Origin of the sequence: Mycobacterium sp. IDR2000157661 (assembly GCF_022317005.1) — a bacterium.
Taxonomy (GTDB): domain Bacteria; phylum Actinomycetota; class Actinomycetes; order Mycobacteriales; family Mycobacteriaceae; genus Mycobacterium.
Genome location: NZ_CP081006.1, coordinates 1,636,324 through 1,659,198 on the forward strand (window position 1 = coordinate 1,636,324; position 22,875 = coordinate 1,659,198).

General features: G+C 68.1%; 23 protein-coding genes. 14 read left to right on the forward strand and 9 right to left on the reverse strand.

Annotation, left to right across the window (positions count from 1 at the left end; genetic code table 11):
- Positions 1 to 5: 5 nt before the first annotated feature.
- The 3 genes from K3G64_RS08875 (at position 6) to K3G64_RS08885 (ending at position 2,576) form a co-directional block, all read left to right on the forward strand.
- On the forward strand, positions 6 to 449 hold the full coding sequence (locus K3G64_RS08875; protein ID WP_238949204.1) for a rhodanese-like domain-containing protein: 444 nt from the start codon (positions 6 to 8) through the stop codon (positions 447 to 449).
- 9 nt (positions 450 to 458) lie between these two features.
- Positions 459 to 1,259 carry an alpha/beta fold hydrolase gene (locus tag K3G64_RS08880; RefSeq protein ID WP_238949206.1) on the forward strand — a complete coding sequence of 267 codons (801 nt, stop codon included), beginning with the start codon at positions 459 to 461 and terminating at the stop codon, positions 1,257 to 1,259.
- Between the two features lie 105 nt (positions 1,260 to 1,364).
- The gene (locus tag K3G64_RS08885; RefSeq protein WP_238949207.1) at positions 1,365 to 2,576 is read left to right on the forward strand and encodes a glycosyltransferase 87 family protein; all 1,212 of its coding nucleotides are present in this window, start codon (positions 1,365 to 1,367) and stop codon (positions 2,574 to 2,576) included.
- A gap of 9 nt (positions 2,577 to 2,585) precedes the next feature.
- Here K3G64_RS08885 and K3G64_RS08890 read toward each other — a convergent pair whose 3' ends face one another.
- The 4 genes from K3G64_RS08890 to K3G64_RS08905 all read right to left on the reverse strand — a co-directional run bounded on the left by K3G64_RS08890 (position 2,586) and on the right by K3G64_RS08905 (position 6,582).
- Entirely contained in the window at positions 2,586 to 3,167 is a 582-nt protein-coding gene (locus K3G64_RS08890; RefSeq protein WP_238949208.1) for a COG4315 family predicted lipoprotein, read from the reverse strand.
- 42 nt (positions 3,168 to 3,209) lie between these two features.
- Positions 3,210 to 4,442, reverse strand: coding sequence for an acyl-CoA dehydrogenase family protein (locus K3G64_RS08895; protein ID WP_238949209.1), 1,233 nt, complete (start codon positions 4,440 to 4,442; stop codon positions 3,210 to 3,212).
- Positions 4,435 to 5,628, reverse strand: coding sequence for an acyl-CoA dehydrogenase family protein (locus K3G64_RS08900; protein WP_238949210.1), 1,194 nt, complete (start codon positions 5,626 to 5,628; stop codon positions 4,435 to 4,437). The genes K3G64_RS08895 and K3G64_RS08900 overlap by 8 nt, the downstream gene beginning before the upstream one ends.
- A 126-nt stretch (positions 5,629 to 5,754) precedes the next feature.
- Complete coding sequence (locus K3G64_RS08905; protein ID WP_238949211.1) at positions 5,755 to 6,582, reverse strand: nitroreductase; 828 nt, start codon at positions 6,580 to 6,582, stop codon at positions 5,755 to 5,757.
- 176 nt (positions 6,583 to 6,758) lie between these two features.
- Between K3G64_RS08905 and K3G64_RS08910 the strand changes: the two genes are divergently transcribed.
- Positions 6,759 to 7,190, forward strand: a complete 432-nt coding sequence (locus K3G64_RS08910) for a hypothetical protein (protein ID WP_238949213.1) — start codon at positions 6,759 to 6,761, stop codon at positions 7,188 to 7,190.
- A 52-nt stretch (positions 7,191 to 7,242) separates the two neighbouring features.
- On the opposite strand, the gene K3G64_RS08915 is transcribed toward K3G64_RS08910, so the two are convergent.
- Positions 7,243 to 8,067, reverse strand: a complete 825-nt coding sequence (locus K3G64_RS08915; RefSeq protein ID WP_238949214.1) for a TetR/AcrR family transcriptional regulator — start codon at positions 8,065 to 8,067, stop codon at positions 7,243 to 7,245.
- Between the two features lie 119 nt (positions 8,068 to 8,186).
- Between K3G64_RS08915 and K3G64_RS08920 the strand changes: the two genes are divergently transcribed.
- Together K3G64_RS08920 and K3G64_RS08925 are read left to right on the forward strand one after the other, a co-directional pair.
- Positions 8,187 to 9,284, forward strand: coding sequence for a ferredoxin reductase (locus K3G64_RS08920; protein ID WP_238949216.1), 1,098 nt, complete (start codon positions 8,187 to 8,189; stop codon positions 9,282 to 9,284).
- Positions 9,285 to 9,300: 16 nt separating this feature from the next.
- Entirely contained in the window at positions 9,301 to 10,695 is a 1,395-nt protein-coding gene (locus K3G64_RS08925; protein ID WP_238949217.1) for a fatty acid desaturase family protein, read from the forward strand.
- 36 nt (positions 10,696 to 10,731) lie between these two features.
- Here K3G64_RS08925 and K3G64_RS08930 read toward each other — a convergent pair whose 3' ends face one another.
- Positions 10,732 to 11,715 carry a glycoside hydrolase family 6 protein gene (locus K3G64_RS08930; protein WP_370647129.1) on the reverse strand — a complete coding sequence of 328 codons (984 nt, stop codon included), beginning with the start codon at positions 11,713 to 11,715 and terminating at the stop codon, positions 10,732 to 10,734.
- Between the two features lie 89 nt (positions 11,716 to 11,804).
- Between K3G64_RS08930 and K3G64_RS08935 the strand changes: the two genes are divergently transcribed.
- From K3G64_RS08935 to K3G64_RS08955, 5 genes are all read left to right on the forward strand, one after another.
- Complete coding sequence (locus tag K3G64_RS08935; protein ID WP_238949219.1) at positions 11,805 to 12,059, forward strand: antitoxin; 255 nt, start codon at positions 11,805 to 11,807, stop codon at positions 12,057 to 12,059.
- Entirely contained in the window at positions 12,056 to 12,496 is a 441-nt protein-coding gene (locus K3G64_RS08940; RefSeq protein WP_238949223.1) for a type II toxin-antitoxin system VapC family toxin, read from the forward strand. Before K3G64_RS08935 ends, K3G64_RS08940 begins: the two co-directional genes overlap by 4 nt.
- Before the next feature lie 86 nt (positions 12,497 to 12,582).
- Positions 12,583 to 12,825 carry a hypothetical protein gene (locus K3G64_RS08945; RefSeq protein ID WP_238949225.1) on the forward strand — a complete coding sequence of 81 codons (243 nt, stop codon included), beginning with the start codon at positions 12,583 to 12,585 and terminating at the stop codon, positions 12,823 to 12,825.
- Between the two features lie 94 nt (positions 12,826 to 12,919).
- Entirely contained in the window at positions 12,920 to 13,948 is a 1,029-nt protein-coding gene (locus K3G64_RS08950; protein WP_238949227.1) for a fused (3R)-hydroxyacyl-ACP dehydratase subunits HadA/HadB, read from the forward strand.
- 173 nt (positions 13,949 to 14,121) lie between these two features.
- Complete coding sequence (locus tag K3G64_RS08955; RefSeq protein WP_238949228.1) at positions 14,122 to 15,510, forward strand: wax ester/triacylglycerol synthase family O-acyltransferase; 1,389 nt, start codon at positions 14,122 to 14,124, stop codon at positions 15,508 to 15,510.
- On the opposite strand, the gene K3G64_RS08960 is transcribed toward K3G64_RS08955, so the two are convergent.
- The gene (locus K3G64_RS08960) at positions 15,507 to 16,163 is read right to left on the reverse strand and encodes a mycothiol-dependent nitroreductase Rv2466c family protein (RefSeq protein WP_238950531.1); all 657 of its coding nucleotides are present in this window, start codon (positions 16,161 to 16,163) and stop codon (positions 15,507 to 15,509) included. The genes K3G64_RS08955 and K3G64_RS08960 overlap by 4 nt on opposite strands.
- 86 nt (positions 16,164 to 16,249) lie before the next feature.
- Positions 16,250 to 17,386, reverse strand: coding sequence for a cellulase family glycosylhydrolase (locus tag K3G64_RS08965; RefSeq protein ID WP_238949235.1), 1,137 nt, complete (start codon positions 17,384 to 17,386; stop codon positions 16,250 to 16,252).
- Positions 17,387 to 17,611: 225 nt separating this feature from the next.
- Between K3G64_RS08965 and K3G64_RS08970 the strand changes: the two genes are divergently transcribed.
- Both K3G64_RS08970 and K3G64_RS08975 read left to right on the forward strand, forming a co-directional pair.
- The gene (locus K3G64_RS08970) at positions 17,612 to 19,144 is read left to right on the forward strand and encodes a fused MFS/spermidine synthase (protein ID WP_238949237.1); all 1,533 of its coding nucleotides are present in this window, start codon (positions 17,612 to 17,614) and stop codon (positions 19,142 to 19,144) included.
- A 142-nt stretch (positions 19,145 to 19,286) separates the two neighbouring features.
- Positions 19,287 to 20,930: a cation:proton antiporter family protein gene (locus K3G64_RS08975; protein ID WP_238949239.1), complete on the forward strand. Its 1,644-nt coding sequence runs from the start codon at positions 19,287 to 19,289 to the stop codon at positions 20,928 to 20,930.
- 7 nt (positions 20,931 to 20,937) lie between these two features.
- On the opposite strand, the gene K3G64_RS08980 is transcribed toward K3G64_RS08975, so the two are convergent.
- A complete protein-coding gene (locus tag K3G64_RS08980) occupies positions 20,938 to 21,363 on the reverse strand; it encodes an FAS1-like dehydratase domain-containing protein (protein ID WP_370647130.1) in 426 nt (141 codons plus the stop codon).
- Between the two features lie 95 nt (positions 21,364 to 21,458).
- On the opposite strand from K3G64_RS08980, the gene K3G64_RS08985 reads away from it, so the two are divergent.
- The gene (locus K3G64_RS08985; protein WP_238949243.1) at positions 21,459 to 22,874 is read left to right on the forward strand and encodes an NAD(P)/FAD-dependent oxidoreductase; all 1,416 of its coding nucleotides are present in this window, start codon (positions 21,459 to 21,461) and stop codon (positions 22,872 to 22,874) included.
- Position 22,875: the final 1 nt, after the last annotated feature.

The window sequence follows — 22,875 nt, forward strand, 5'->3', positions numbered from 1 at the left end:
ACGTCATGAACGTGCAGAGGATCGTGTCGACGGTCATCTGGGCGGTGGTCGCCGGCGCGCTGCTCTGCGCATGCAGTTCGACCGGCGACGGGCCCGCCCCGGCCGCGCCCCCGTCCGAGACCGCGTCCGGTGCGCACAGCGGCCTGCTCGGTCCTGACGAATTCGCCTCGGCCATAGCCGAACCCGATCGGGTGACGATCAACGTGCACGTGCCCTACCAGGGTGACATCCCGGGCACGGACGTGTCGATCCCGTTCGATCAGATCGCCGATCAGGCACACCGGCTGCCGTCGAGCAAGGATGCGGCACTGGCCGTCTACTGCCGCTCGGGTGCCATGAGCGCGACGGCAGCCGAGACGCTGCACTCCCTCGGCTACACCGATGTGGTCGACCTTGCGGGCGGCATGAAGGCCTGGGCGACCGCAGGCCGTCCGCTCGTCGGAGGCTGAGGTAACCAGGTGAGGGCCGACGATGGGGTTCCCGCGCCCCCGAAACCCCCGCTGATGCTGCTGCACGGCGTCACGTCCTCGGCGGCTGCGTGGGCCGACGTGGCGCCACTGCTGACCGGTTCTCATGAGCTCATCGTCCCGACGGCCGCGGGGCATCGCGGTGGTCCGGCACTGACGGGTAGGGCATCGATCGCAGCGTTGGTGGACGTGACGGAGCGACTGCTGAACAGCCGCGGCCTCGATCGGGTGCATCTGGCGGGCAACTCGATGGGTGGCTGGATGGCGATCGAACTCGCGCGCCGGGGAAGGGCTTTGAGCGTGTGTGCGCTCTCGCCCGCCGGGTTCTGGACGCCGGGCGCCGCGGACGCGACGCGAGCCACCGCCACACTCCGTCGCATGAGGTCACTGAGCCGGTTGACGCGTCGCGTCGTGTCACCGGCGATGAAGGTGGCACTCGCGCGCAGGCTGGCGATGCGCGATGTGGCCGTGCACGGCGAGAACCTGACACCCCACCAGGCGGCGGAGGCAGCGCGCGACATGGTCGAATGCGCCGCCGCCGCAGACCTTCTCGGCACACAGGAGATGGTCGAGCCCTTGACGCCGGCACCGTGTCCGATCACGCTGGCATGGTCCGCCCGGGACCGGCTGTTCCCGCCGTCGATCAACGGCGAGGTGGCCAGACGGCGAATACCCGACGCCCACTACGTCGAACTTCCCGACGTCGGCCATGTCCCGATGATCGACGACCCGACGCTGTGCGCCGAAACGATCCTCGCGGCGACGCGAAGGGCGAGCGCGCCTGCGCCCTGACGGTATTCGTCGTCCTCGGTCTAAGGCGTACCGATCATGACCAAAGCACCGTAGGCTCCCCCAGCAGGAGGGAGGGGTTCGACGACCATGCCGCGTCTGCCTGCAATGCGAAGAGGTGGAACGATTCGCGTCATCGCGTACGTCGCGGCGGCCATGTGCTCCGCCGTGGTGTCGTATCGGTTGGTGCTGCAGGCGGTTGACGATTTCCAGCTGGACTTGGCGGTGTTCCGGGATGCCGGCGCAGCGTTCTTGGCCGGGGCGCCGTTGTACTCTGCCGACTTCCCCACCTCGACGGGCTTCCGATTCATCTATCCGCCGTTCGCTGCGGTGCTGTTCGCGCCGATGGCGCACGTCTCAGCCGATGTCCTCCAGGTGCTGTGGGCGGTGGTGAACATCGCGGCCGTCTGGTGGATCCTGCGCACCGCTCTCCATCGCCTGAACTTCGGCAAACCAGGCCGCGTGGCTCTTCTCGTGCTCGGTCCGGCGCTGCTGCTCGAGCCCGTTCGCGCGAACTTCGCCTTCGGTCAGATCAACATCATGCTGATGGCGCTGGTGGTGGCGGACTCCCTGCGCGCCGCCCCCCGCCGGCTCCGCGGCGCGTTCATCGGGCTGGCCGCTGCGATCAAGTTGACCCCTGCCGGCTACGCCCTTGTGCTGTTGGCGCGTCGGGACCGGACCGCGGTTCTCACCGCCGCCGCAACGTTCCTGGTGTGCGCGGCGGTGGGGTTCGCGCTGCTGCCACGCAGTTCGCTCTACTTCTGGGCCACGGAGTTCTTCCGGGACGACCGCGCAGGCGGACACGAGTTCAGCCGAAACCAGGCCCTGACCGGCCCGTTGGCGCGCATGGGCGTCGAGGGTCCGGTCAAGGATGTGCTGTGGCTGACCGCGGCCGCCGCCATCGCCGCCGGGGCATATTGGGCAGCACGCCGTTTCGCGCACAACGGCGAGCACGTCGTCTCGCTGGGTGTGGTGGCAGTGGCCCTGCTGCTGGCCGCGCCGTTCGCCGTCAATCACCACTGGGTCGGCTGCATACTGCTCGTCCCCCTGCTGCTCGCCGCCCGCTACCGGGCGTGGCGGCCGCTCCTTGCAACCGCGTTCGCGGTCTTCCTCGTCGGGCCGCACACCGCTCTCGAGCATGTGGCTTCGGCGCCACCCTGGCAGGTGATCGCCCTACACGTGGTCGGCAACGCCCAATTCCTCTGCGCGGGAAGCCTCTTCATCGGTGCTCTGATCGTCGCACGGCGTCGCGGCGCGGACCGTCCGGCCGGGTATGCCGCTGCGAACCCGCGCGCACTCGCCGACGCCGACGCGCGTTGAGCAACCACCTCAGGCCAGCGGAACGCCGTCCTGGGTCAGGACGTGCCATTCACCGCCGAACAGGTCCAGCCCCTGTCCCTTGGCATCGGTGTTGATCTTGTCGCCCGCATAGCGATACAGCGGTTGGCCGCGGTAGGTCGCTTGATTGCTGCCATCGCCGCGCTCGGCGGTGCCTGCCTCGGCGACGTTGATGCCGATGGCGCCCGTCGGGTCATTCTTGGCCAGCACCGGCAGCCAGGTATCGGCGCACGCGCCGTAACACGTCGGATCATTGCGCCCGTCGCGCGAGAAGACATACAGGGTGCGCCCGCTGGCGTCGACGATGATCTCGCCCAGCCGCTCGCGGTCATCGACGGCCAGGGCGACTTCTCCGATGGGCAGGATTCGGTCGTTCGCCGGGATCGGGTTCGGCGTGGAGGAAGCGTCGGTTTTTAGCGGAGCCGTGGGTGCAACGGTCGTGGATGTCGTCGTCGCGTCGTTGGCGAACGCGGCACAGCCCGTCAGCGCCGCGATGCCGAGCGCGACCAAGGACGTCAACAACGCACCCCGGCGTAGCGGGCGGGCGACTTCCGGATGGTTCGGCGTGGCCATGTTGATCTTGTTGCCGACTGCCGGGCGGCTCAAACCCCGGGGTCAGCCGGTGAGGCCGTCGGCCACCCGGGGCACCCGGTCCGCCGCGGCGCTGTCGAGAACCATAGCGGCGACCCGGTCTCGGTGCTGTTCGGCGCTGCCCAGCAGCACGGCGTTGGTGGCGGCCCGCTTGTAGTACAGGTGCGCCTGGTGTTCCCAGGTGAAGCCGATCCCGCCATGTACCTGGATGGTGTCGTTGGCGACGTGGGTCGAAGCGGCCGAACAGACGGCTTGGGCGATGCTCGTCGCAAGCGCCGGGTCGTCGGAGCCATCGGTCAGCGCCCAGATGGCATGATAGGCAACGGATCTGGCGTGCTCGACGTCGACGAGCAGGTTCGCCAGCCGGTGCTTGACCGCCTGGAAGGAGCCGATCGGCCTGCCGAACTGCAGCCGCGACTTCGCGTACTCGACCGACAGGTCGAGCAGGTGTTGTGCGGCGCCGACCTGCTCGACGGCCAACAGCGCCGCACCGACCCGCAAGGCGTGGTCGAGCACTCGTTGGGTTTCGTCGGGGCCGGCGATCAACGCCGCGGGGGCGTCGGAGAACGTCACGTTGGCCTCCGACCTGGTGAGGTCGAGGGTGGCCAGCGGCGTGCGCTGAACTCCGCTCGCCGCAGCGTCAACGGCGTACAACGCAACACCGTCGTCGCCGCGGGCCGCGACCAGGAGCACCTCGACGATGCCGCCGTCGACGACCTGGGTCACCTTGCCCGACAGCGCATCTGCGCTCGCTGTCACGGTGACTGCATCGGCGTCGAAGACACCGGCATGGTCGGTCACCGCGACGGCCGCGGTGCGTCGTCCCTCCACCAGGTCGGTGAGCAACTCGTCGCGCGCAGCGCCGGACGCAGCGGCGACCAGGGCGGGGATCGCCAGGTAGACCGTGCCGAACAACGGGCCGCATGCCAACCGCGCCCCCAGCTCCTCGATGGCGACGGCCTGATCGACCAGCGTGCCGCCGACGCCGCCGTCGGCTTCGGGCACCGACAGGCCCAACACTCCCAGCTCACCGCCGAGCCGCTCCCAGACCTTCGGGTCGAACGGCGGGTCGGACTCCATGAGTCCGCGGACCTTGTCTTCCGCGAAGTGCTCGGCGGCGAATTTGCGCACCGCATCGCGCAATTGGCCCTGCTCGTCGGTGAACGTGAACTCAGCAAGCTCCTCAGCTCGACGGTTGGGCTGATCCGCAAGCTCCTCAGCTCGACGGTTGGGCTGATCCGCAAGCTCCTCAGCCACGCGGGATCTCCTTCCATGGCATGCCGGCATCGGCGCGCAGGTCTCCGGGCAGACCGAGAATCCGTTCGCCCAGGATGTTGCGCATCACTTCCGAGGTACCGCCTTCGATGGTGTTGGCCCGGCTGCGCAGATACCGCTGCTGAATGGGGCCCTGCCAGTCCCGGTCGCCGGTGGCGGCCCCCTGCTGGTAACTGTGGTACAGAATGCCTTCGGGCCCAAGGAAATCCATGCACCACTGGTAGATTAGCTGGTTCAGCTCGGCGCCGACCAGCTTGCCGATCGAGCCCTCCGGACCCGGCCCGCCGACCGTCGCGGCGGCGCGCGACCGTTCGGAGGTGAGCCGTTGGGCCTCCGAGCGCAGCCACAGCTGTGTCAGCCGGTCGCGCAGCACGGGCGTACGGCGCTCGGGCCGCGACGCCCACAGCCCGGTCGCGTCGGCGATGGTCCCCGCGCCACGACGGCTGCCGCTGCCACCGAGCGCGGTGCGTTCGTTCATCAGCGTGGTCATCGCGACGTTCCACCCGTTGCCGACTTCGCCGAGGCGGTGCATATCCGGGATGCGCGCGTCGGTGAAATACACCTCGTTGAACTCCGCCTGCCCGGTCATCTGGCGCAGCGGCTTGGTCTCGACCCCGGCGCCGTGCATGTCGACGACGAAGTAGGTCAGGCCCTTGTGCTTGGGCACGTCGGGATCGGTGCGTGCCAGCAGCAGCCCCCATCGCGCCCGGTGCGCCAGGCTCGTCCAGACCTTCTGCCCGTTGACGACCCAGTCGTCGCCGTCCCTTTTGGCGGTCGTGGCCAGCCCGGCCAGGTCGGAGCCCGCCCCCGGCTCGGAGAACAGCTGGCACCACAGGTCCTCGGTGGTGGCCAACGGCCGCAGCCACTGCCGCTTCACCTCCTCGGTCTGCGCGTGCTCGCGGATGGTCGGCGCCGCCATGCCGTAGCCCATCGGGTTCAGCCCGAGTGGCACGGGCCCGCCGGCGCCCTGCAGGACGCGGTCGGCGACGGCCTGCAGCCCTCGGGACACGCCGAGCCCGCCGAGTCCCTCCGGGAAGTGCACCCACGACAGGCCGGCGTCGTAACAGGCGCCGAGGAACTCCTGAACGGGCACCTTCTGCGGATCGTGCTCGGCGACGACGTCCCGGGCCAGCTCAGCGACCCGACCGGCATCAGCGTCATTGCTCATGCCAGCAACGATAGAAACTCGACACCCGTTAAGAAACAGCGGGATCGCGATCGGCAAGATTCGTCACCGATCGGCCAGACCTTCCTGACGGGCCCCGCGACCGGCAGCGCCGCTTCCCACGGGTTCTCACACCCACGTCGTGGTTTCGGCCACCCCGCGGCGCGACTGAACGGGCAGGTCGTTCGCACCATCCGGCGCCGGACCGAGCCGGATCAGCACCTGCGGGACGGCCTCGCCGTCGAAGACCTCGCACGCGAGCGCGAGCCGGTCACGCGAACCTTGCAGCGGCTCGGTGACGGGGCAGGACGCCAGGCCGAGCGCGGTGGCCGAGAGCAAGAGGTGGCTCATCGCCTCCCCCGCGCGCAGTCGGTCGCGCTCGCCGTCGGTGTCGGTGGCCAGCACGAGCAGCGTGCCGTCACCAGTGCTCGAGTGCTCCCCGCCGCGAGCGGACGGGGGGTAGCCCAGCGCAATGCGGCTGTCGGACAACCGGTTCCAATGAATCCTCGGCACGACGCTCAGCTGTACCCCGAACCGCGCCGCACGAACGAGGAGGAGTTCGAGGGTCGTCGCCGGAAGCGGGGCGGAGCCGTAGTCCCGCCGATCCGATCTGCGCCGTGCGATTCGGGCCGCCAGTTCGAGGTCGGCGTCTGCGGGGCGGCGTTCGATCACCTCGAACGACGCCAGGTGCCCATCGCGGAACCGGCGTATCCGGGGTTGCCAGCCGGCCCCCGCCAGCGCGACCGCGCAGTGGTTCAGCACGGCACCGCACGACAGCAGCACGTCGCGGCGGTCGGATTCGGTGTCGCCGAGCCGTCGAGTCCAATCCGGGTCGAGATGCAATCCGGCGGGGTCGACCTGCCAGTGCCACGGCTGCGAGTTCTGCGGCGACGGGGCCCACGCCGCGAGCTCCAGCACTTCGCGGAGCGTGGCGGTGTCGGGAAACGCGTTCGGCATTCACCTCACCCCGTGTTGATCGGCCGTCTGTCAAGTCGCGATCGTACTGCCGACCAGGGGTCCGGTCGGGCGCGCCAGGCGCGATTGCGGGCGGGATCGTTTTGGTGCGCGATCGGCGGGATACCCGACACGTTGCTCGAAGAAGTTCGTCGAGAGTTGGATTGGAGTTCTTTGGTATGACGTTGCGCAAGCTAGCGATGAGTGCCGCACTAGCCGGTGGGTTGGCAGCAGGTGCCGTCGGCCTGGCCACCACGGCGGTTGCCCAGCCGGCGCCGCCGCCGCCACCGCCGCCGCAACCCGCACCGCCACCGCCGGCCTGGCAGCCCGCACCACCGCCACCGGCCTGGCAGCCCGCACCACCGCCACCGGCCTGGCAGCCCGCACCACCGCCACCGGCCTGGCAGCCCGCACCACCGCCACCCGCGTGGATGCCGGGGCCGCCCCCGCCGGCCGCGCCGCCGGCCGGACCTAACCCGGGTGAGCCGCCGGCTTGGGCGCCGCCGAAGCCGGTCGATCCGGCGTGGGCCCCGGGTCAACAGCAGATCTGGGACCAGGGCTGGAACCACTGGGGCGTCTGGCAGAACGGCGTCTTCATCCCGACGTTCTGATCACCACCCACCGACCGCCGCGGGACTTCGGTTCCGCGGCGGTCGTTCGTTGCTAGTCGGGCATTCGCCCGGTGGCGACCGCGCGGACGAAGGCTTCGGCGAACATGCCGCACGCATCGTCCAATTCGGGCATGACGACCTGCGGGAAGTTGCCGAGCCCGGGTCGCATCATGGCGTGAACGGAGATGGGGCTGACGAACTGCTGGATCAGCACCGCTCGCGGCAGGTCTCTGACCCGGCCTGCGGCGACTTCGCCGTCCAGCCACCTGCTCAGGGCGGCCATCAAGCGCAGGGCGCCGTGTTCGATCAAGGCACCTCCGCTTGGTCCGGCGGGCCGGGCCAGGGTCTCGGCGAGCACGGCGGCCAGCACCCGGGGCTCCCGCAGGTACAGCGCGGCGAACGCGCGGTAGGCGCGTCGAACGATCTCCGTCAACTCGGTGTCCGACGAACCGGCGATAGCGTCTTCCCAGTCCAGCACCGGGATGTAGCGGTCGTAGACCGACCGCAGCAACCCCTCGCGGCCACCGAACGTCGCGTGAAGGCTGTGCACCGAGCACTCCGCCTCGTCGGCGATCGACTCCAAGGTCGCCGACGATACCCCGCCCGCACTTATGAGTCCGGCGGCCGCCTCAACGGCACGCAGCCTCACCGGCGGGCGACCTCCCGGGTCCACCCCGAGGTCGCGCACCGCATCGTCGAGCGCGCGACGTGAACCGCCGAGCTGGCGCAGCAGCGTGCTGCGCGAGACGCCGAGCGCGTGGGCGATCACGACGATCGGCACGTCGGCGACGTCGCGGCCGAGCTGCTCAGCCGAGCGAAGGGTGGCCCGGATGACGTCGGCGGGCACCGGACTCGATCGGCGCTTGCGCCTTGACACAGCTTGTTACCTCCCCCGTAAGTGTGTTTCAAATGACATCGGACCGGCAACACCCCGAGGAGTTGGCCGCTGGCGCTGTTTGCATTCTCGTCGGGCCACGACCGCGAGGGAGGGCGAATATGGCGGAACGAGGTGCCGAGCCTCCCGTTCCCAGGGGCCGTCGGATGTTCCTACGGGCGGTGCGACATCTGTTCAACCCGCTGAAACCCGACGACTACCTCGAGATGATCAACCCGCTGTGGACCACCAAGGAGTTGCGCGGAAAGGTCGAGCGGGTCGAGCCGCAGGGCTCGGAGGCGGCCAGCGTGTTGATCCGGCCCGGATACGAGTGGCCCGGCCACAAGCCCGGCCAGTACGTGCGGCTCGGGCTGGTCATCGACGGCCGCTATCACTGGCGTGCATACTCACTCACCTCGGACCCGAACCCGCAAGACGGCCTGATCAGCGTCACGCCCAAGAAGGTGGACAGCGGCGTGGTGTCGCCGTACCTGGTGCACAAGATCCAGCCGGGCGAGCTGGTGCGGCTGGGCGAGGTGGAAGGCGTCTTCACCCTGCCTGAGCCGTTACCCGCCAAGATGCTTTTCATCAGCGCGGGCAGCGGGATAACGCCGATCATCAGCATGCTGCGCAGCCTCGACCACCGCGACGAGATGCGCGACGTGGTGGTCATCCATTCGGCCCGCACCCGGGAACAGGTCATGTTCCTGTCGGAACTGGAGGATCTGGACCGTCGCCACGACGGGGTGCGGCTGGACCTTCGGCTGACCTCCGAACGCGGCCGCATGTCGGCGGCGGACCTGGACGAGGTGTGTCCGGACTGGCGGGATCGCGAAGCGTTCTGTTCCGGGCCGAGCGAGCTGCTCGACGACATGATCGAGCACTGGGAGGGCAACGGCGATCCGGACCGGCTGCGCTTCGAGCGTTTCCAGCCCAAGATCGGCGGCGACGGGGCCGAGGGAGAGGGTGGTGAGATCACGTTCCTCGACAGCGACAAGACCGTCGAGAGCGACGGCGGCACACCCATTCTGGAGGCCGGTGAGCAGGCCGGGCTGAACCTCGCATACGGCTGCCGGATCGGCATCTGCCACACCTGCGTCGGGACGCTGAAATCCGGAAAGATCCGCGACCTACGTTCCGGAGACGTCCTCGAACCGATCGGCCAGGACGTCAGGATCTGTATCCACGCAGCCGAAGGTGACGTGGAGTTCGAATTGTGATTGTGAAGGAGTCACCGTGACCGCTGCCATTGAGAGTCCCCTCGCCCGCCTGAGCGAGCAGGAACTCGAAAAGCTCGCCAAAGAGCTCGACGCGATACACGACGAGGTGTTCGCCGAACTCGGCGACCGCGACCGCCACTACATCAAGACGGTGATCTCGGTGCAGCGCCAGATCGTCGTCGCGGGACGGGTGCTGCTACTTGCCTCGCGGTCGCGGACGGCGCTGGTGCTCGGTACGGCGTGCCTCGGGATGGCCAAGATCCTGGAGAACATGGAACTCGGCCACAACATCCTTCACGGCCAATGGGATTGGATGAACGACCCCGACATCCATTCCTCGGTCTGGGACTGGGACACCGCCTCGTCGGCAGCGGCATGGAAGCACTCGCATAACTACATCCACCACACCTATACCAACATCCGAGGCAAGGACAAGGATCTCGGCTACGAGATCATGCGGATCGATCCGAACCAGAAATGGCGCCCGGCCAACCTCGGCCAACCGCTCTACAACTTCCTGCTCACCGTCCTCTTCGAGTGGGGTGTTGCCGTCCACGACACCGACGTGGAGGCGCTTTTTCGGGGCCAGAAGACGATGGCGGATCTCAAGGAGGACTTCAAGAGCATCGCAGGCAAAGCACGCCTGCAGATCATCAAGGACTACATCGGCTGGCCGTTGATCAGCGCGGGCGCGTTCGCATTGGTGCAACTGGCCGCGCGCGGCAGAATTCCTCAGCCGACTCAGTCGCGTATCGGTCGCCGGTTGCGAAGAATCTCGGGAAAGGGCCGAATCGGCGCCACCGCAACACTGTTCGACCGACTGCTGCCCGGTGTCGAAAGCACTTTCCTGCGGACCCTGGCGGCCGACGCGCTGGCCAACCTCATCCGCAACGTGTGGGCGCACGCGATCATCTTCTGCGGCCACTTCCCCGACCAGACATACACCTTCAGCGAAGAGGAAGTGGAGAACGAGACCAGGGGAGGGTGGTACGTCCGCCAGTTGATCGGCGCGGCCAACATCGAGGGCAGCCCGCTGTTTCACGTCATCAGCGGCAACCTCGGCTACCAGGTCGAACACCACCTGTATCCGGACATGCCCAGCAGCCGGTACTCCGAGATCGCTCCGAAGATCAAGGACATCTGCGAGCGTTACGAATTGCCCTACAACTCAGGGCGATTCGGCAAGCAATGGTGGTCGGTGCATCGCACGGTGCTCCGGTTGGCCTTCCCCGGCGGCAAGCCGCGGCCCAAGCCCGGTCCCTACAAGAGCCCGGACCGGACGGCACCGCGGAAGGATTCGAGCGAAGCCGTACGGTTCCGCGATCGGCTACCCGCAGAGCATCCCGACGCCGGCCCCGAGCACGCGTCGAGCGGCGTCGCGGTACAACCGCCACCGCGCGGTAAGGACTGACACCCGCGGCGGGTGCGTGAGGGCTACAACCGACGGCTAGGACCGCCCCGCGTTGCGCGCCAGTTCGACCGCGTAGGAGCTCACGAAGGAACCCACCGCCGGGTCGCCGCGGCCACATGTTCCGTCCGATTCACCGGGACGCTTGATCCACAGGTACGCGTCGGCGTGCGGGCCCGCGGTGGCCGTGGTTGGCGCAACGCCGAGCGCGCGCCCGTCGGGGTTGCACCAGTAGAGCTCGCCGTCGGCTGGTCCGGCGCCGTTGCGGGACGTGTCGATCACGTAGTGCGCACCGTTGGTGAGGCCGGAGATCGCCTCGCCGTAGCCGATCTCCTCTTCGGTGGTGAAGAAGTTCGCGACGTTGAGGCTGAAGCCCCGCGCCCGGTCGACACCGGCCTGGTTGAGCCGGGCAGCCATCTCCTCGGCACTGTGCCAGCGCAGGTGACCCGCGTCGACGTAGACGGCCGCGGCCGGATTGCGGGTCAGCGTGTCAACGGCGTAGCGGATCAGATCGAAGCGTTCCTGGCGCTGATCATCCGACAGGCAGTCCGCCATGGCCAGCGCGTCGGGTTCGACGATGACCGCCGCCCGAGATGCGCCCAGATCGGCGGCGATGCCGTCGATCCAGCCCCGGTAGTCGGCCCCGGTCGCGAAACCGCCGGCGGCGAAGCTGCCGCAGTCCCGGTGCGGGATGCCGTAGATGGCCAGCACCGGGATAGCGTCGGCTGCCGCCGCGTCACCGACGTACTTGCCGACCATCGCTGCGGACCCGCCGGGAGTGAGCCAGTACGCCTGCGGGGTGTTCGCGATGGCGGTCAGTTCGGGACTCGGCGGATCGGCGCTCTGCGCGGCGCGCATCGCCACCGACGCCGGGTTGACGTAGAAGGGCGCACCGGCCAGCGGGTTCGCGTCGCTGAGTAGGCGCACTTCGGGAGCCGAAACCGTCGGCGCGGCGAGAAGACCGGCGGACAGGGCGAGCGCGATCAGGACGGATCCGAGCGCGCGGGCAGCTGAGGAGATCACCCGACGAACATAGTCGGCGGCCGACGACCGCCGCGGATGCCTCCCCGTTGATGGCAAGGCATCAGTTGAGCTGATGCTATGCTGTCAAAATGCGCACGACGGTCACGCTCGACGACGACACGCTGGCACTGATCCGGCGGCGCATGCGCGAACAGGGCGTCTCTTTCAAGACCGCGCTCAACGACGCGATCCGCGACGGCGCATTCGGCCGACCTCCGGCGACCCGGTTCGTGACCCGTTCAGCCGACCTCGGAGTCCCGACGGTGAACCTGGACCGAGCCCTGCAAATCGCCGGCGAACTCGAAGACGAAGAACTGCTGCGCCGGCAACGGCGGGGCGCGTGAAGGTCGTCGACGCCAGCATCCTCCTTTACTCCGTGAATTCGGCCAGCGAGCATCACGAGGCTTGTCGTGAATGGCTTGACGGGGCATTGTCCGGATCGGACACCGTGGGGTTGGCGTGGGTGCCGTTGCTCGCCTTCGTCCGGCTGAGCACCAAGGTGGGCCTGTTCCCTTCGCCGTTACCGCCGTCAGAGGCGATGCGCCAGGTCGTCGACTGGTCGACTGCTCCCGGTGCGACTGTGATCGCACCGACGCCACGGCACGGCGACATCCTGCACGGGCTGCTCGCGAACGTCGGCACGGGCGGAAACCTCGTCAACGACGCCCACCTGGCCGCTCTCACCATCGAGCACCGGGCATCGATCGTCAGCTATGACAACGACTTCGGCCGGTTCGACGGGATACGGTGGGACACCCCGGACGCGTTACTCGCCCGATGACGACGTGACGCCCGGAGTCGAGCCAGGTTGCCGGAACGTCATCGCGGGTACCTCGTTTCACACTTCCGATACCGCGAGGAGGCCACGTGTTGGCTCTGTTGAGTTCCCCGATCCGTCGCTGGCTGCTGACGGTGCTACTCGTCCCGGTCGTGGCCTTCGCGCTGCGCAAGCTCGCCCAGTTCCTGCAGCGCCGCAACGAGGGCGAACCGACGAGATCCTCGCGTGGCTTGATGAAACTGTCGTCGGGGCTGCGGCGGCTCACCGGCAAGGAGCCCGAGGATGCCGGCGACACCCCGACCGACGGTGATCGCAAGCCCTCGTCAGGCTGATTGCCGTCGCGAGCGAATCGGCCGCCGCGGGGCCGGCGCGCTAGGGTACTTCGGTCGGCCCAGCGAACAAGCCGACGGGAGAGTTGAGCAATCCATGACCACAGCAGCAGACACGTCGCCGCTCGAAGCGCGGGTCGGCCACTGGTACCAGATGGATCGCACCTATCTGGTGGGCCGCGAGAAGGTGCGCGAGTACGCCCGCGCCGTGCAGGACTATCACCCAGCACACTGGGACGTCGCAGCCGCCGCGCAGCTCGGCTATCCGGACCTGGTGGCGCCCCCGACGTTCACGTCCACCCCGGGAATGACCTGCAATCGCCGCATGTTCGAAGAGATCGTCGTCGGTTACGACACCTACATGCAGACCGAAGAGGTCTTCGAGCAGCATCGCCCGATCGTCGCGGGCGACGAGTTGACGGTCGACGTCGAGCTGACGTCGGTGCGCCGGATCGCCGGCCGCGACCTCATCACGGTGACCAACACATTCACCGACGCCGCAGGCGAGCGGGTGCACACCCTGCACACGACCGTCGTCGGCGTGACCGCCGAGGACGTCGATCCGGCGATCAAGTCCGCGGTGGCCGGCGCGATGATGCACGACATGGACATCCTGGCGATCGGCGCGAACGAGGCCGACTACCAGAAGGAGGTGCGCCCCGGCGGCGAGGTGCCGATCGCCGAGGACACCGCCCGCACCCCCGGAACGCCGTCGTTCGAGGACGTCAACGTCGGCGACGAGCTACCGGTGCACCACGCCGGACTCTCCCGCGGTGACCTGGTGAACTATGCAGGCGTGGCCGGTGACGCCAACCCGATCCACTGGGACGAGGACATCGCCAAGCTGGCCGGGCTACCCGACGTCATCGCTCACGGGATGCTCACCATGGGCCTGGGTGCCGGATTCCATTCCGCGTGGTCGGGCGACCCCGGAGCGGTCACCCGCTACGCGGTGCGGCTTTCGGCGCCCGTCATCGTGTCGGTGAAGGAGGGCGCGGACATCGAGTTCAGCGGCCGGGTCAAGTCGCTTGACCCGCAGACCCGCTCCGGTGTCGTCATCGTCGGTGCGAAGTCGGGGGGCAAGAAGATCTTCGGCCTCGCGACGATGGATGTCCGGTTTCGCTGACCGCTATCGAGAACGGGATGGCGCCGTGGACGGCATGAGCGAGGGGCTTCCGACGTCGCCGGGTCCGTTTTCCGCGAGCGCAGTCCCGTTGTGCGTGAGCGCTTTTCGCAGTTTCACGGGTGCCTGGGATCGGGAGGCGCCGGCGCCCGACAAGTAGTGGAGAGGTGGACGCGATGAGCTCAACGATTCCCCCGCTGGACCTGGGTTGGCTGTTGATGGAGTCGCCCGGAGGCACGACGCACGTCGGCGCGCTGCTGCTGTTCAAGAAGCCGCCACGGAGCGGATCGCTGGTGCGCGAGATCGTGCAGTCCTACCGCGGCCAACGGCCGCTGCCACCGTTCAACTACGTTCCGGAGCTCCTCGGGGCGAGCGCGCCGCATTTCCGTGCCATCGACGGTTGGGACCCGCACTACCACGTCCAGCACATTGCGCTGCCGGCGCAGAGCTCCTACGAGGATCTACTGCGGCTCGTCGCCGACCTGCACGAACCGATGCTCGACCGGCATCGTCCACTGTTCCGGTGCTGGATCATCGACGGGGTGCCCGGCGGCAGGTTCGCGATCTACACCAAGACCCACCACAGCATCATCGACGGCATATCCGGGCTGAAGAAGCTCTACGACGGGCTCAGCCTGTCCGACGAACCCGCCATCCCGCCGCCGGCGTTCGCGCTGCCGCTCCCCGAGCCCGAACCCCGAACCGCGCCAACTGCTGTGCGCCGGCTGACCGACGCGCTGCACGGGGCTGTCGCTCAAGTGGGTGCGCTGAATCAGATCTCGCTCGGCGCATTGCGCAAGGCGCTCAGCGCGGCACTGGGATCGCATCTGGAGGGCAGCCTGCCGTTCGTCGCCGGTCATGCCCCCACGAACGCGCCACTGCAACAGGCCCGCGGATTCGCCACGATGTCGCTGCCGCTGGAGGAGATGCACCGGATAGGCCACCGGTACGGTGCGACGCTGAACGACGTCGCGGCCGCGATCATCGACCACGGGCTACACGCATATCTGCGCGAGAAGGGCCAGGAATATCCGCACGAGTTCATCGCCATGTGTCCGGTGTCGCTGCGCGACGAAACCGACAGCGCCACGGGCACCCGGGTTTCGGCGATCTTCGTGCGACTCGGCGACCCGCAGGCGTCGATGGCCGAGCGGCTGCGGCAGGTCGTCCACTCGGTCACGACAGCCAAGAAGGAACTGCGCGCCATGTCGACCGACGCGGCGATGACCTATTCGGTCGTTCTGGTCGCCCTGGCCGGCGCGGGCGCTTCGACTCATCTGGAGCGACTCAGCCACCCCGCCTGCAACCTCGTCATCTCGAATGTTCCGGGCGCCAGGGAGACTCGTTACCTCAACGGCGCGGAGTTGACCGGAATCTTCCCGGTCTCAGCACTGGCCGCGTCGATCGGACTCAACGTGACGTTCAGTTCCTACCGCGACCACATGGACTTCGGCTTCGTCGCGAACGCCGCCGCGATCGACAACGTCGGTGCACTCGCCGAGCACACGCGGATGGCCTACGCGAATCTCAAAGCCGAGACGCGGCAGTCGTCTGATCATCCCTAGTCGGTGTGGTCGAACGTCACGACCTGACCCCGGTTGACCGACACCCAGTCCCTGGCCTCCAGGTACGGCCGGAAGGTCTGTGTGATCAGCCGCTCGTCGGCCGCGGTCTTGGGTCGCTGAAGTTCATAGAGGTGCGGGAACTCCGTCCAGGCCAGCACGGCCTCCCACAGCCGCACCGCCGCCGCACCGGTGGGCGGGTCGATGAGCACCGGCCCGAACAGACACTGGCCGTCCGGGAAGAACAGTGTCGGTACGCCGTAGCCGCCCGCGCCGACGACGCGCTGGTGCTCGGCCATCACCTCATCGGTGGTCGTGGGGTCGGCGATGGCCGCGTCGACCAGCTCGGGGTCGAAGCCCAGCTCGTCGAGAAGGTGTCGGGCGACCGCCCTCTCGTGCGGTTTGTGACCCTCGACGTGCAGCGCCCGCGCCGCGCGCTCGTACCAGGCGTCGAGGTCGGCCATGGACCGGCGGCGCAGCAACGCTCCGATGCGCATCATCGACCACCCGTAGGCCCACTCCCGCTCCCACGGGTGCTTCTTGCCCTCCTGACGGTTGATCTCCTCGAGGCTGAAGAAACGCCAATTCACGGTCAGGCCGGTCAGGTCGCGCACCTCGCGAATCCACCGCGAGGTCTGATAGGCGAAGGGACACATGATGTCGAAGTGGAAATCCACGTAACCGGGACGCTCGATCACGTCGCGAACCTCCGTCTGCGGCCGGCGTACTCGGCGAGGGGCCGTTATCCGGCGTCGGCCATCCCGGTGAGCTTCTGGATCACCTTAATCTCCTCGTGGTCGTGCGGCGTTCCGTCCGGGTGGATCAGGTCGCTGAACCACGTGTCCGGAAGCTCGGTGTAGGGGTCCTGCCAGGAGTCCCACGGCAGGTACGTCTGCGTCCGCCCGGCCACGAACCCCCAGTTGTAGGCGCCGACATTGCGCCGTCTTGCGACCGGCAGGATTCCCTCCACGGTGCTGCCGAGGTTGCGCGCCAGGTACTCGGTGCAGATTATCGGCCGGCCCAGCGGGGTCAATTCGTCGATGCGGGCCTCGAATTCGGCTGGGTCGCCGTAACTGTGGAAGCTGATGATGTCCGAGTGTTCGAGTTGCAGGCTGCAGATCTCACTGCGATTCGCGGGATCCCGCCAATGGCCCTGCCAGACTCCGCTGGTCAACGGCTGCACCGGATTGACGGCGCGGACCCACTGGAACACATGGGGCAGGAACGCGGCCACCAGTTGCTGCTTGTCGGCGTGCTCGACGTCGCGGTAGTCCTTGGCGGGGTTGTCCGGCTCGTTCCACACGTCCCACCCCAGGACGCGGGGGTCGTCGCGAAACAGGCCGACGACGCCGGTGACGTAACTCTGCAGCACGCGGGTGTAGGCCGGGTCCTCGAGCCGCGCGGCGCCCGGGCTCTGCACCCAACCGGAGTTGTGCACACCTTGGACCGGCGCACGCTGGCGGCCCGCCCTGGCCCGTGGGTCCCAGCACGAGTCGAACAGCACGAACAGCGGCTTGATTTGGTACTTCGCCGCGATTCCGACGAACTGGCTGAGGCGCTGGCTGAAGCCCGCGCGGTCGGTGGCCCACAGCTGGTCGTGCAGGAACACCCGGACGGTGTTGAAGCCGATCCGGCGGGCCACGCTGAGTTCGCCGTCGATGCGGCGCGGATCGTAGGTTCCCGCCTGGAACATCTCGATCTGGTTGACGGCGTTCGACGTCACGTAATTGGCGCCGATCAGCCAGCCCTGCGCCGCGTACCAGGCGTCGGCGCGATCAGCCGACCAGCGGGGCGTCTGCGCGGCGACGGGGGCGAGCTTGGTCAGCGCTGCGGCCGCGGCCAGGTACATCGGGAGCTTGAGTACGGTTCGCCGGTGCACCACGTGACCATAGTGGCCGGGGACGGCTCCTCAGTGGTTGCAGTGTCATGTTGCAACGCAACAGCTTTCGAATCGTTATCTGGTCACCGCACCAGTCGTCCGGGGCATCGCCTTTGTGCTCGACGAGCAGTCGACCGACGACCGGGAACCGGTCGCTGGCCAGTCGATTGCCCGGTCGCCAACGGCGGCAATGACGCGCCGGGTCGCGCTTGGGAAGATGGCGTGGTGACCGGACCGCCCGCTTTCCCCGCCGAGCAGCATTCGCCGGCCGGTATGGGGCCGCGCGCCGCGGCGGCCCTCGTGTTCGGATCCTCGGCGGCGGTGCTGGTCGTCGAGATCACCGCGCTGCGATTGCTGGCGCCCTACCTCGGGCTGACGCTCGAGACGAGCACCCTGGTGATCGGCATCGCGCTGGCCGCGATCGCGCTCGGCGCGTGGTCGGGCGGGCGGCTGGCCGACCAGACCGATCCGCGCCTCTTTCTCGGCCCTGCGCTGGGCATGTCCGGTGCTGCGGTGGCCGTCACCCCGGCCGTGGTCCGGTCGACGGCGGAATGGGCGACGCCGCTTCTGCTGCTCGTCGCGTCGCTGACCATCCTGGTGCCGGGGGCGCTGCTGTCCGCGGTGACGCCGATGGTCACCAAGATCCGCCTGACCCGGCTCGCGGAAACCGGGACGGTCGTCGGGAAGCTGTCGGGGGTCGGCACGGTCGGTGCCATCGCAGGCACGGTGATCACGGGGTTCGTGTTGATCTCGCGGTTGCCGGTGACCGCGATCCTGGTGGGCCTCGGTGTGCTGCTGCTGGTGAGCGGCGCCGTAGTCGAGTGGCGAATGCGACGGTGGCGCCGCGCCGCCGCCGGTGCCCTCGCGCTGGTGGCGGTGGCAGGCGGAGTGGCCGCAGCGTTCGCCCCCGGCGGCTGCGACGTGGAGACCGAGTATCACTGCGTCTCGGTCGTTACGGACCCCGACCGCGCCGGCGGTCGTTCACTTGTGCTCGACGGGGTGCGCCACTCGTACGTCGACCTCGACGACCCGACCCATCTGGAGTTCGAGTACGTCCAGGCGTTCGCCTCGGTGGTCGATGCCACCTTCCCTCCTCCCGAGCCGCTGGCGGCCTACCACCTGGGCGGCGGCGGGCTGACGTTCCCGCGGTATCTGGCCGCCACCCGGCCGGGTACCCGCAGTGCGGTGTCCGAGATCGACGGTGGCGTTGTCCGCATCGACCGCGAGGAGTTCGGGCTGCGACCGGGCGGCGGCATCGACGTTCGTGTCGAGGACGGCCGCATCGGTCTGCGGGCACACGACACCGGGAGCCGCGACCTCGTGGTCGGTGACGCCTTCGGCGGCGTCAGTGTTCCGTGGCATCTCACGACGGTCGAGGCGCTGACCGACATTCGCCGGGTACTCGACGGCGACGGTATCTACGTCGTGAACCTCATCGATCACGGAGACCTGGCGTTCCTGCGGGCCGAACTCGCCACGCTGGCGTCCGTTTTCGGAAACGTCGCGCTGTTGGGCCAACGGCGGGACCTGGGTGTCGGCGAGGAGGCGGCGGACGGAGGCAACTTCGTCGCCGTCGCGTCGGAGCAGCCGATCGACGTGGCGGACATCCGAAAGGCGCTGCAGACGCGCGACACTGAATGGTCGCTACTGTCCGGCGACGAGCTGGCAGCGTGGGTCGGCGATGCCGAGGTGCTCACCGACGACCGCGCACCCGTCGACCAGTGGCTGGAGCCTTTCCCCTCGGGAAGCGGCTGGTGAGAGTTCGACGCAGGACCGGTCAGGTGGCGCTACAGCCGGCCACGCCCTGAGAACTCCAGCGGATGCGGCAATACTGATAGACCTCGATCAGCAGTTCGGGTCACCGACGGCGTTGACCGCCCACGCCGGGCAAGAGGAGCGCATGACAGCAGCCGCAATCTATCTCGTCATCACCTTCGGTCTCGGCGGGCTCGCGCTGGCCGCACGACTGCCTCCGCTGGTCGGCTTCCTGGCGGCGGGCTTCGTCATCAACGCCTTGAAGGTGGAGGAACTTCCGCAGCTGGACCTGATCGCCGACCTGGGCGTCACGCTGCTGCTTTTCGCAATCGGCCTCAAGCTCGACATCCGCATCCTGCTGCGGCGAGAAGTATGGCTGACCACCTCGGCCCACATGGTGATCAGCGTCGTCCTGGGCGGTGTCGCCATGTGGCTGGGCGCCGTTGCCGGGGTGGCCATGCTGGCGGGTCAGAGCCTGCAAACCATCGCCTTGCTCGCGTTCGCGCTGTCGTTCTCCAGCACGGTGTTCGTCGTCAAGGTGCTCGAGGAGCGCGGCGAATCGCATGCGCTCTACGGCCGTGTGGCCATCGGCATCCTGGTGATGCAGGACGTCATCGCCGTGGTGTTCCTGACTGCCGCCGGCGGGCAGCTGCCCAGCCTGTGGGCATTGACGCTGGTGGGTCTGTGGCCGTTGACCCGGGTGCTGCGCAGGATCTGGAGTCGGCTGGGGCACGGCGAGATGCAGTCGCTGTTCGGCATCGTGATGGCAATGGTTCCCGGTTACGCGTTGTTCTCCGCCGTCGGGCTCAAGGGCGACCTCGGCGCGCTGATCATGGGCGTGCTGCTGGCATCGCACCCGGCCTCCTCCGAGCTCGCACGCTCGCTGTTCCACATCAAGGAACTGTTGCTGGTCGGGTTCTTCGTGTCGATCGGCTTGACCGGGCTGCCCGATCTGCCGACCCTCGGCGTGGCGTTGCTGATGGTGCTGCTCCTGCCGTTCAAGGCCGCCTGGTATGTGGCGCTGCTGTCCGTGCTGAAGCTGCGTTACCGCACCGCCCTGCTGGCGGGGCTGGGCCTGATGAACTACTCCGAGTTCGGTTTGATCGTCGTGTCGGTCGGAGTCACGGCCGGGATGTTGGCAGAAGTCTGGCTGGTGGAGATGTCCATCGCCGTCGCCTTGAGCTTCGTGGTGGCCGCGCTGGTCAACGGCCGCCGGCATCTGATGGTGGAGAAGATCGCGTTGCGGTTGCCCCGCCAGGATGAACGCACCCTGGTACCGGAGGAACGCCCCAGCGACGCGGGCGACGCCGAGGTGGTGGTCATCGGCATGGGTCGCGTCGGCTTCGCCGCCTACCGGCGGCTGACCGACCACTACGGGCTGCGGGCGGTAGGAGTCGACTACGACGGACCCCGCATCGAGCGACTGGCGGCCGAGGGTCTGCGGGTCATCGAAGGCGACGCCACCGACTTGGACTTCTGGAACCGACTGCAACGCTCCGGGTCGGTGCGTATCGCGGTGTTGGCCATGCCGCGGCACGGCGCCAACGTCACCGCACTCGAATGTCTGCGCGAGTCGGGATTCAGCGGACAGGTCGCGGCGGTGGCCCGCTACAACGACGAAGTGGAATGGGCCAGAGACCACGGCGTCGACATCGCCTTCAACGTCTATGCGGGTGCCGGGTTGGAGCTGGCCGACCAGGTGGCGGGCGGTCCGCGGTTCATCGACGACGAGTCGTCGGAGCAGGCTCGGCGTCGAGCGACCGGGGAAGGGCCCGGCGATCAGCGCTGAACCGGGTTCACCCGCCGGTGTCGCTTCGGCCGGCCATCACGGTGTAGTCCTCCTGCACCGTTTCGTCGAGTTGGTTGGCGATCCGACTCCTGATCGTCAGGACGTCCGCGCCGAACGCCCGGCGGAGCGACTCCAGGCGGATGTGGCAGTACAGCTTGTCGCCGGCCTTGATCGGCTTGAGTAATCTGAGCCCCTGTTCGACTTGGACGATCTTCTCGTCGGTGATCGGAATGCCGGCATGCTCGAAGAACGCCAACTGTGCTTTCAGGCCGAAGATGGCGATGAAGGTCAGCGGCGCCAGAATCGCGTCATGCCCCAGTGCCGCCGCGGCGCTGTCGTCGAAGTAGGCGGCGTCCTCGTTCTTCACGGCCGCGGCGTACTCGCGGATCTTCTCCCGCCCGACCTGGGAGTGGTCGGGGTAGGTGTAGGTCATGCCGACAATGTCCGGCGAGAGGGCCACATCGTCGAACGTATCCGACACCGGCGCGGCCACGTGAGTTACGCGGCCCGAGCGGGTACGGCTTGTCCATGACCTCTGGAGGCGATGTGGTACCCACTCCCTATGACGAGGCGTCACCGACGACCAACCGGCGCCCGAGGGTACTGATCATCGGCGGAGGGTTCGGCGGCCTGTTCTGCGCCCGCCGCCTCGGTCGGGTCGACGTCGATGTCACGTTGCTCGACCGCGCGGCATGCCATGTCTTTCAGCCGCTGCTCTACCAGTGTGCGACCGGCACGCTGAGTATCGGCCAGATCAGCCGATCGCTGCGCGAGGAACTGGCGCGTCATCGCAACGTCACGACGCTGCTCGGTGAGGCCGTGCGGCTCGATGCCGATGCCCGGCGCGTCACCGCCCGTCGTCCCGACGAATCGAAGTTCGACCTCGAGTACGACTACCTGGTGCTCGCCGCCGGTATGCGCCAGTCCTACTTCGGCAATGAGGAATTCGCCGCCTGGGCGCCCGGCATGAAGACACTCGACGACGCGCTCAGCATCCGCCGCCGTGTGTTCGGAGCTTTCGAGATAGCCGAAACCCTGCCGGCCGGTCCGGACCGGGATCAATGGCTCACCTTCGTCGTCACGGGAGGAGGGCCGACCGGCGTCGAACTAGCCGGGCAGATAAGGGAACTCGCGACCCGGTCGCTGGCCAACGAGTTCCACAGCATCGACCCGGAGGACGCGCGGGTGCTGCTGTTCGACGGTGGCGACCGGGTACTGAAGACCTTTGCTCCGGCGCTTTCCGAGCGCGCGTCGGGAACGCTCGAGAGCTTGGGTGTGGACCTGCACTACGGCGTGCGTGTGACCGATGTCCGCCGCGACGGGGTGACGGTGACCTCCAAGGCGGACGGCTCCAAGACGGATTACGCCGCCCGCACGGTGTTATGGACGGCCGGCGTCGAGGCGGTGCCGTTCGCGCGGCACGCCGCTGAGGTGCTCGGCGCCAAGACCGACCGGTCGGGGCGCATCTCCGTGGACCCCGACCTTTCGGTGCCACGTCATCCCGAGGTGTTCGTCATCGGAGATCTGGCCGGTCGTGAAGGGCTGCCGGGTGTGGCGGAGAACGCCATGCAGGGCGGGCTGCACGCGGCAGCGTCGATCCGGCGGGACCTCAAGAGGCGGCGACGCAAGGACTTTCGCTATCGCGATCTCGGATCGGCGGCGTACATCAGCCGTGGCAACGCGCTGCTGCAGGCCGGCCCGGTCAAGGTCGCGGGCGTCGCCGGCTGGCTCGCCTGGGGGTTCATCCACATCGCCTTCCTGACCGGCGTGCGGAACCGCTTCAGCACCGTCGGCACGTGGCTGGCCACCATTGCCCGAGCCAATCGCAGCGACCGATCATTCATCCTCGGCGGGTCCGGTCATCCGGAGGAGCCGTACACGTGGGAGTCACCGGTACACCAGGGACGGAGCTCTACGGCGGACTCCGGCGACAAGAGCGCATAGT

What these genes read in the sequence shown, in the direction of transcription:
- K3G64_RS08985 (WP_238949243.1), top strand. Translation starts at nt 21,459, where the DNA reads ATGACCTCTGGAGGCGATGTGGTACCCACTCCCTATGACGAGGCGTCA.
- K3G64_RS08950 (WP_238949227.1), top strand. Translation starts at nt 12,920, where the DNA reads ATGACCACAGCAGCAGACACGTCGCCGCTCGAAGCGCGGGTCGGCCAC.
- K3G64_RS08960 (WP_238950531.1), bottom strand. Translation starts at nt 16,163, where the DNA reads ATGTGTCCCTTCGCCTATCAGACCTCGCGGTGGATTCGCGAGGTGCGC.
- K3G64_RS08900 (WP_238949210.1), bottom strand. Translation starts at nt 5,628, where the DNA reads ATGAGCAATGACGCTGATGCCGGTCGGGTCGCTGAGCTGGCCCGGGAC.
- K3G64_RS08885 (WP_238949207.1), top strand. Translation starts at nt 1,365, where the DNA reads ATGCGAAGAGGTGGAACGATTCGCGTCATCGCGTACGTCGCGGCGGCC.
- K3G64_RS08910 (WP_238949213.1), top strand. Translation starts at nt 6,759, where the DNA reads ATGACGTTGCGCAAGCTAGCGATGAGTGCCGCACTAGCCGGTGGGTTG.
- K3G64_RS08875 (WP_238949204.1), top strand. Translation starts at nt 6, where the DNA reads ATGAACGTGCAGAGGATCGTGTCGACGGTCATCTGGGCGGTGGTCGCC.
- K3G64_RS08980 (WP_370647130.1), bottom strand. Translation starts at nt 21,363, where the DNA reads ATGACCTACACCTACCCCGACCACTCCCAGGTCGGGCGGGAGAAGATC.
- K3G64_RS08935 (WP_238949219.1), top strand. Translation starts at nt 11,805, where the DNA reads ATGCGCACGACGGTCACGCTCGACGACGACACGCTGGCACTGATCCGG.
- K3G64_RS08905 (WP_238949211.1), bottom strand. Translation starts at nt 6,582, where the DNA reads ATGCCGAACGCGTTTCCCGACACCGCCACGCTCCGCGAAGTGCTGGAG.
- K3G64_RS08955 (WP_238949228.1), top strand. Translation starts at nt 14,122, where the DNA reads ATGAGCTCAACGATTCCCCCGCTGGACCTGGGTTGGCTGTTGATGGAG.
- K3G64_RS08890 (WP_238949208.1), bottom strand. Translation starts at nt 3,167, where the DNA reads ATGGCCACGCCGAACCATCCGGAAGTCGCCCGCCCGCTACGCCGGGGT.
- K3G64_RS08920 (WP_238949216.1), top strand. Translation starts at nt 8,187, where the DNA reads ATGGCGGAACGAGGTGCCGAGCCTCCCGTTCCCAGGGGCCGTCGGATG.
- K3G64_RS08975 (WP_238949239.1), top strand. Translation starts at nt 19,287, where the DNA reads ATGACAGCAGCCGCAATCTATCTCGTCATCACCTTCGGTCTCGGCGGG.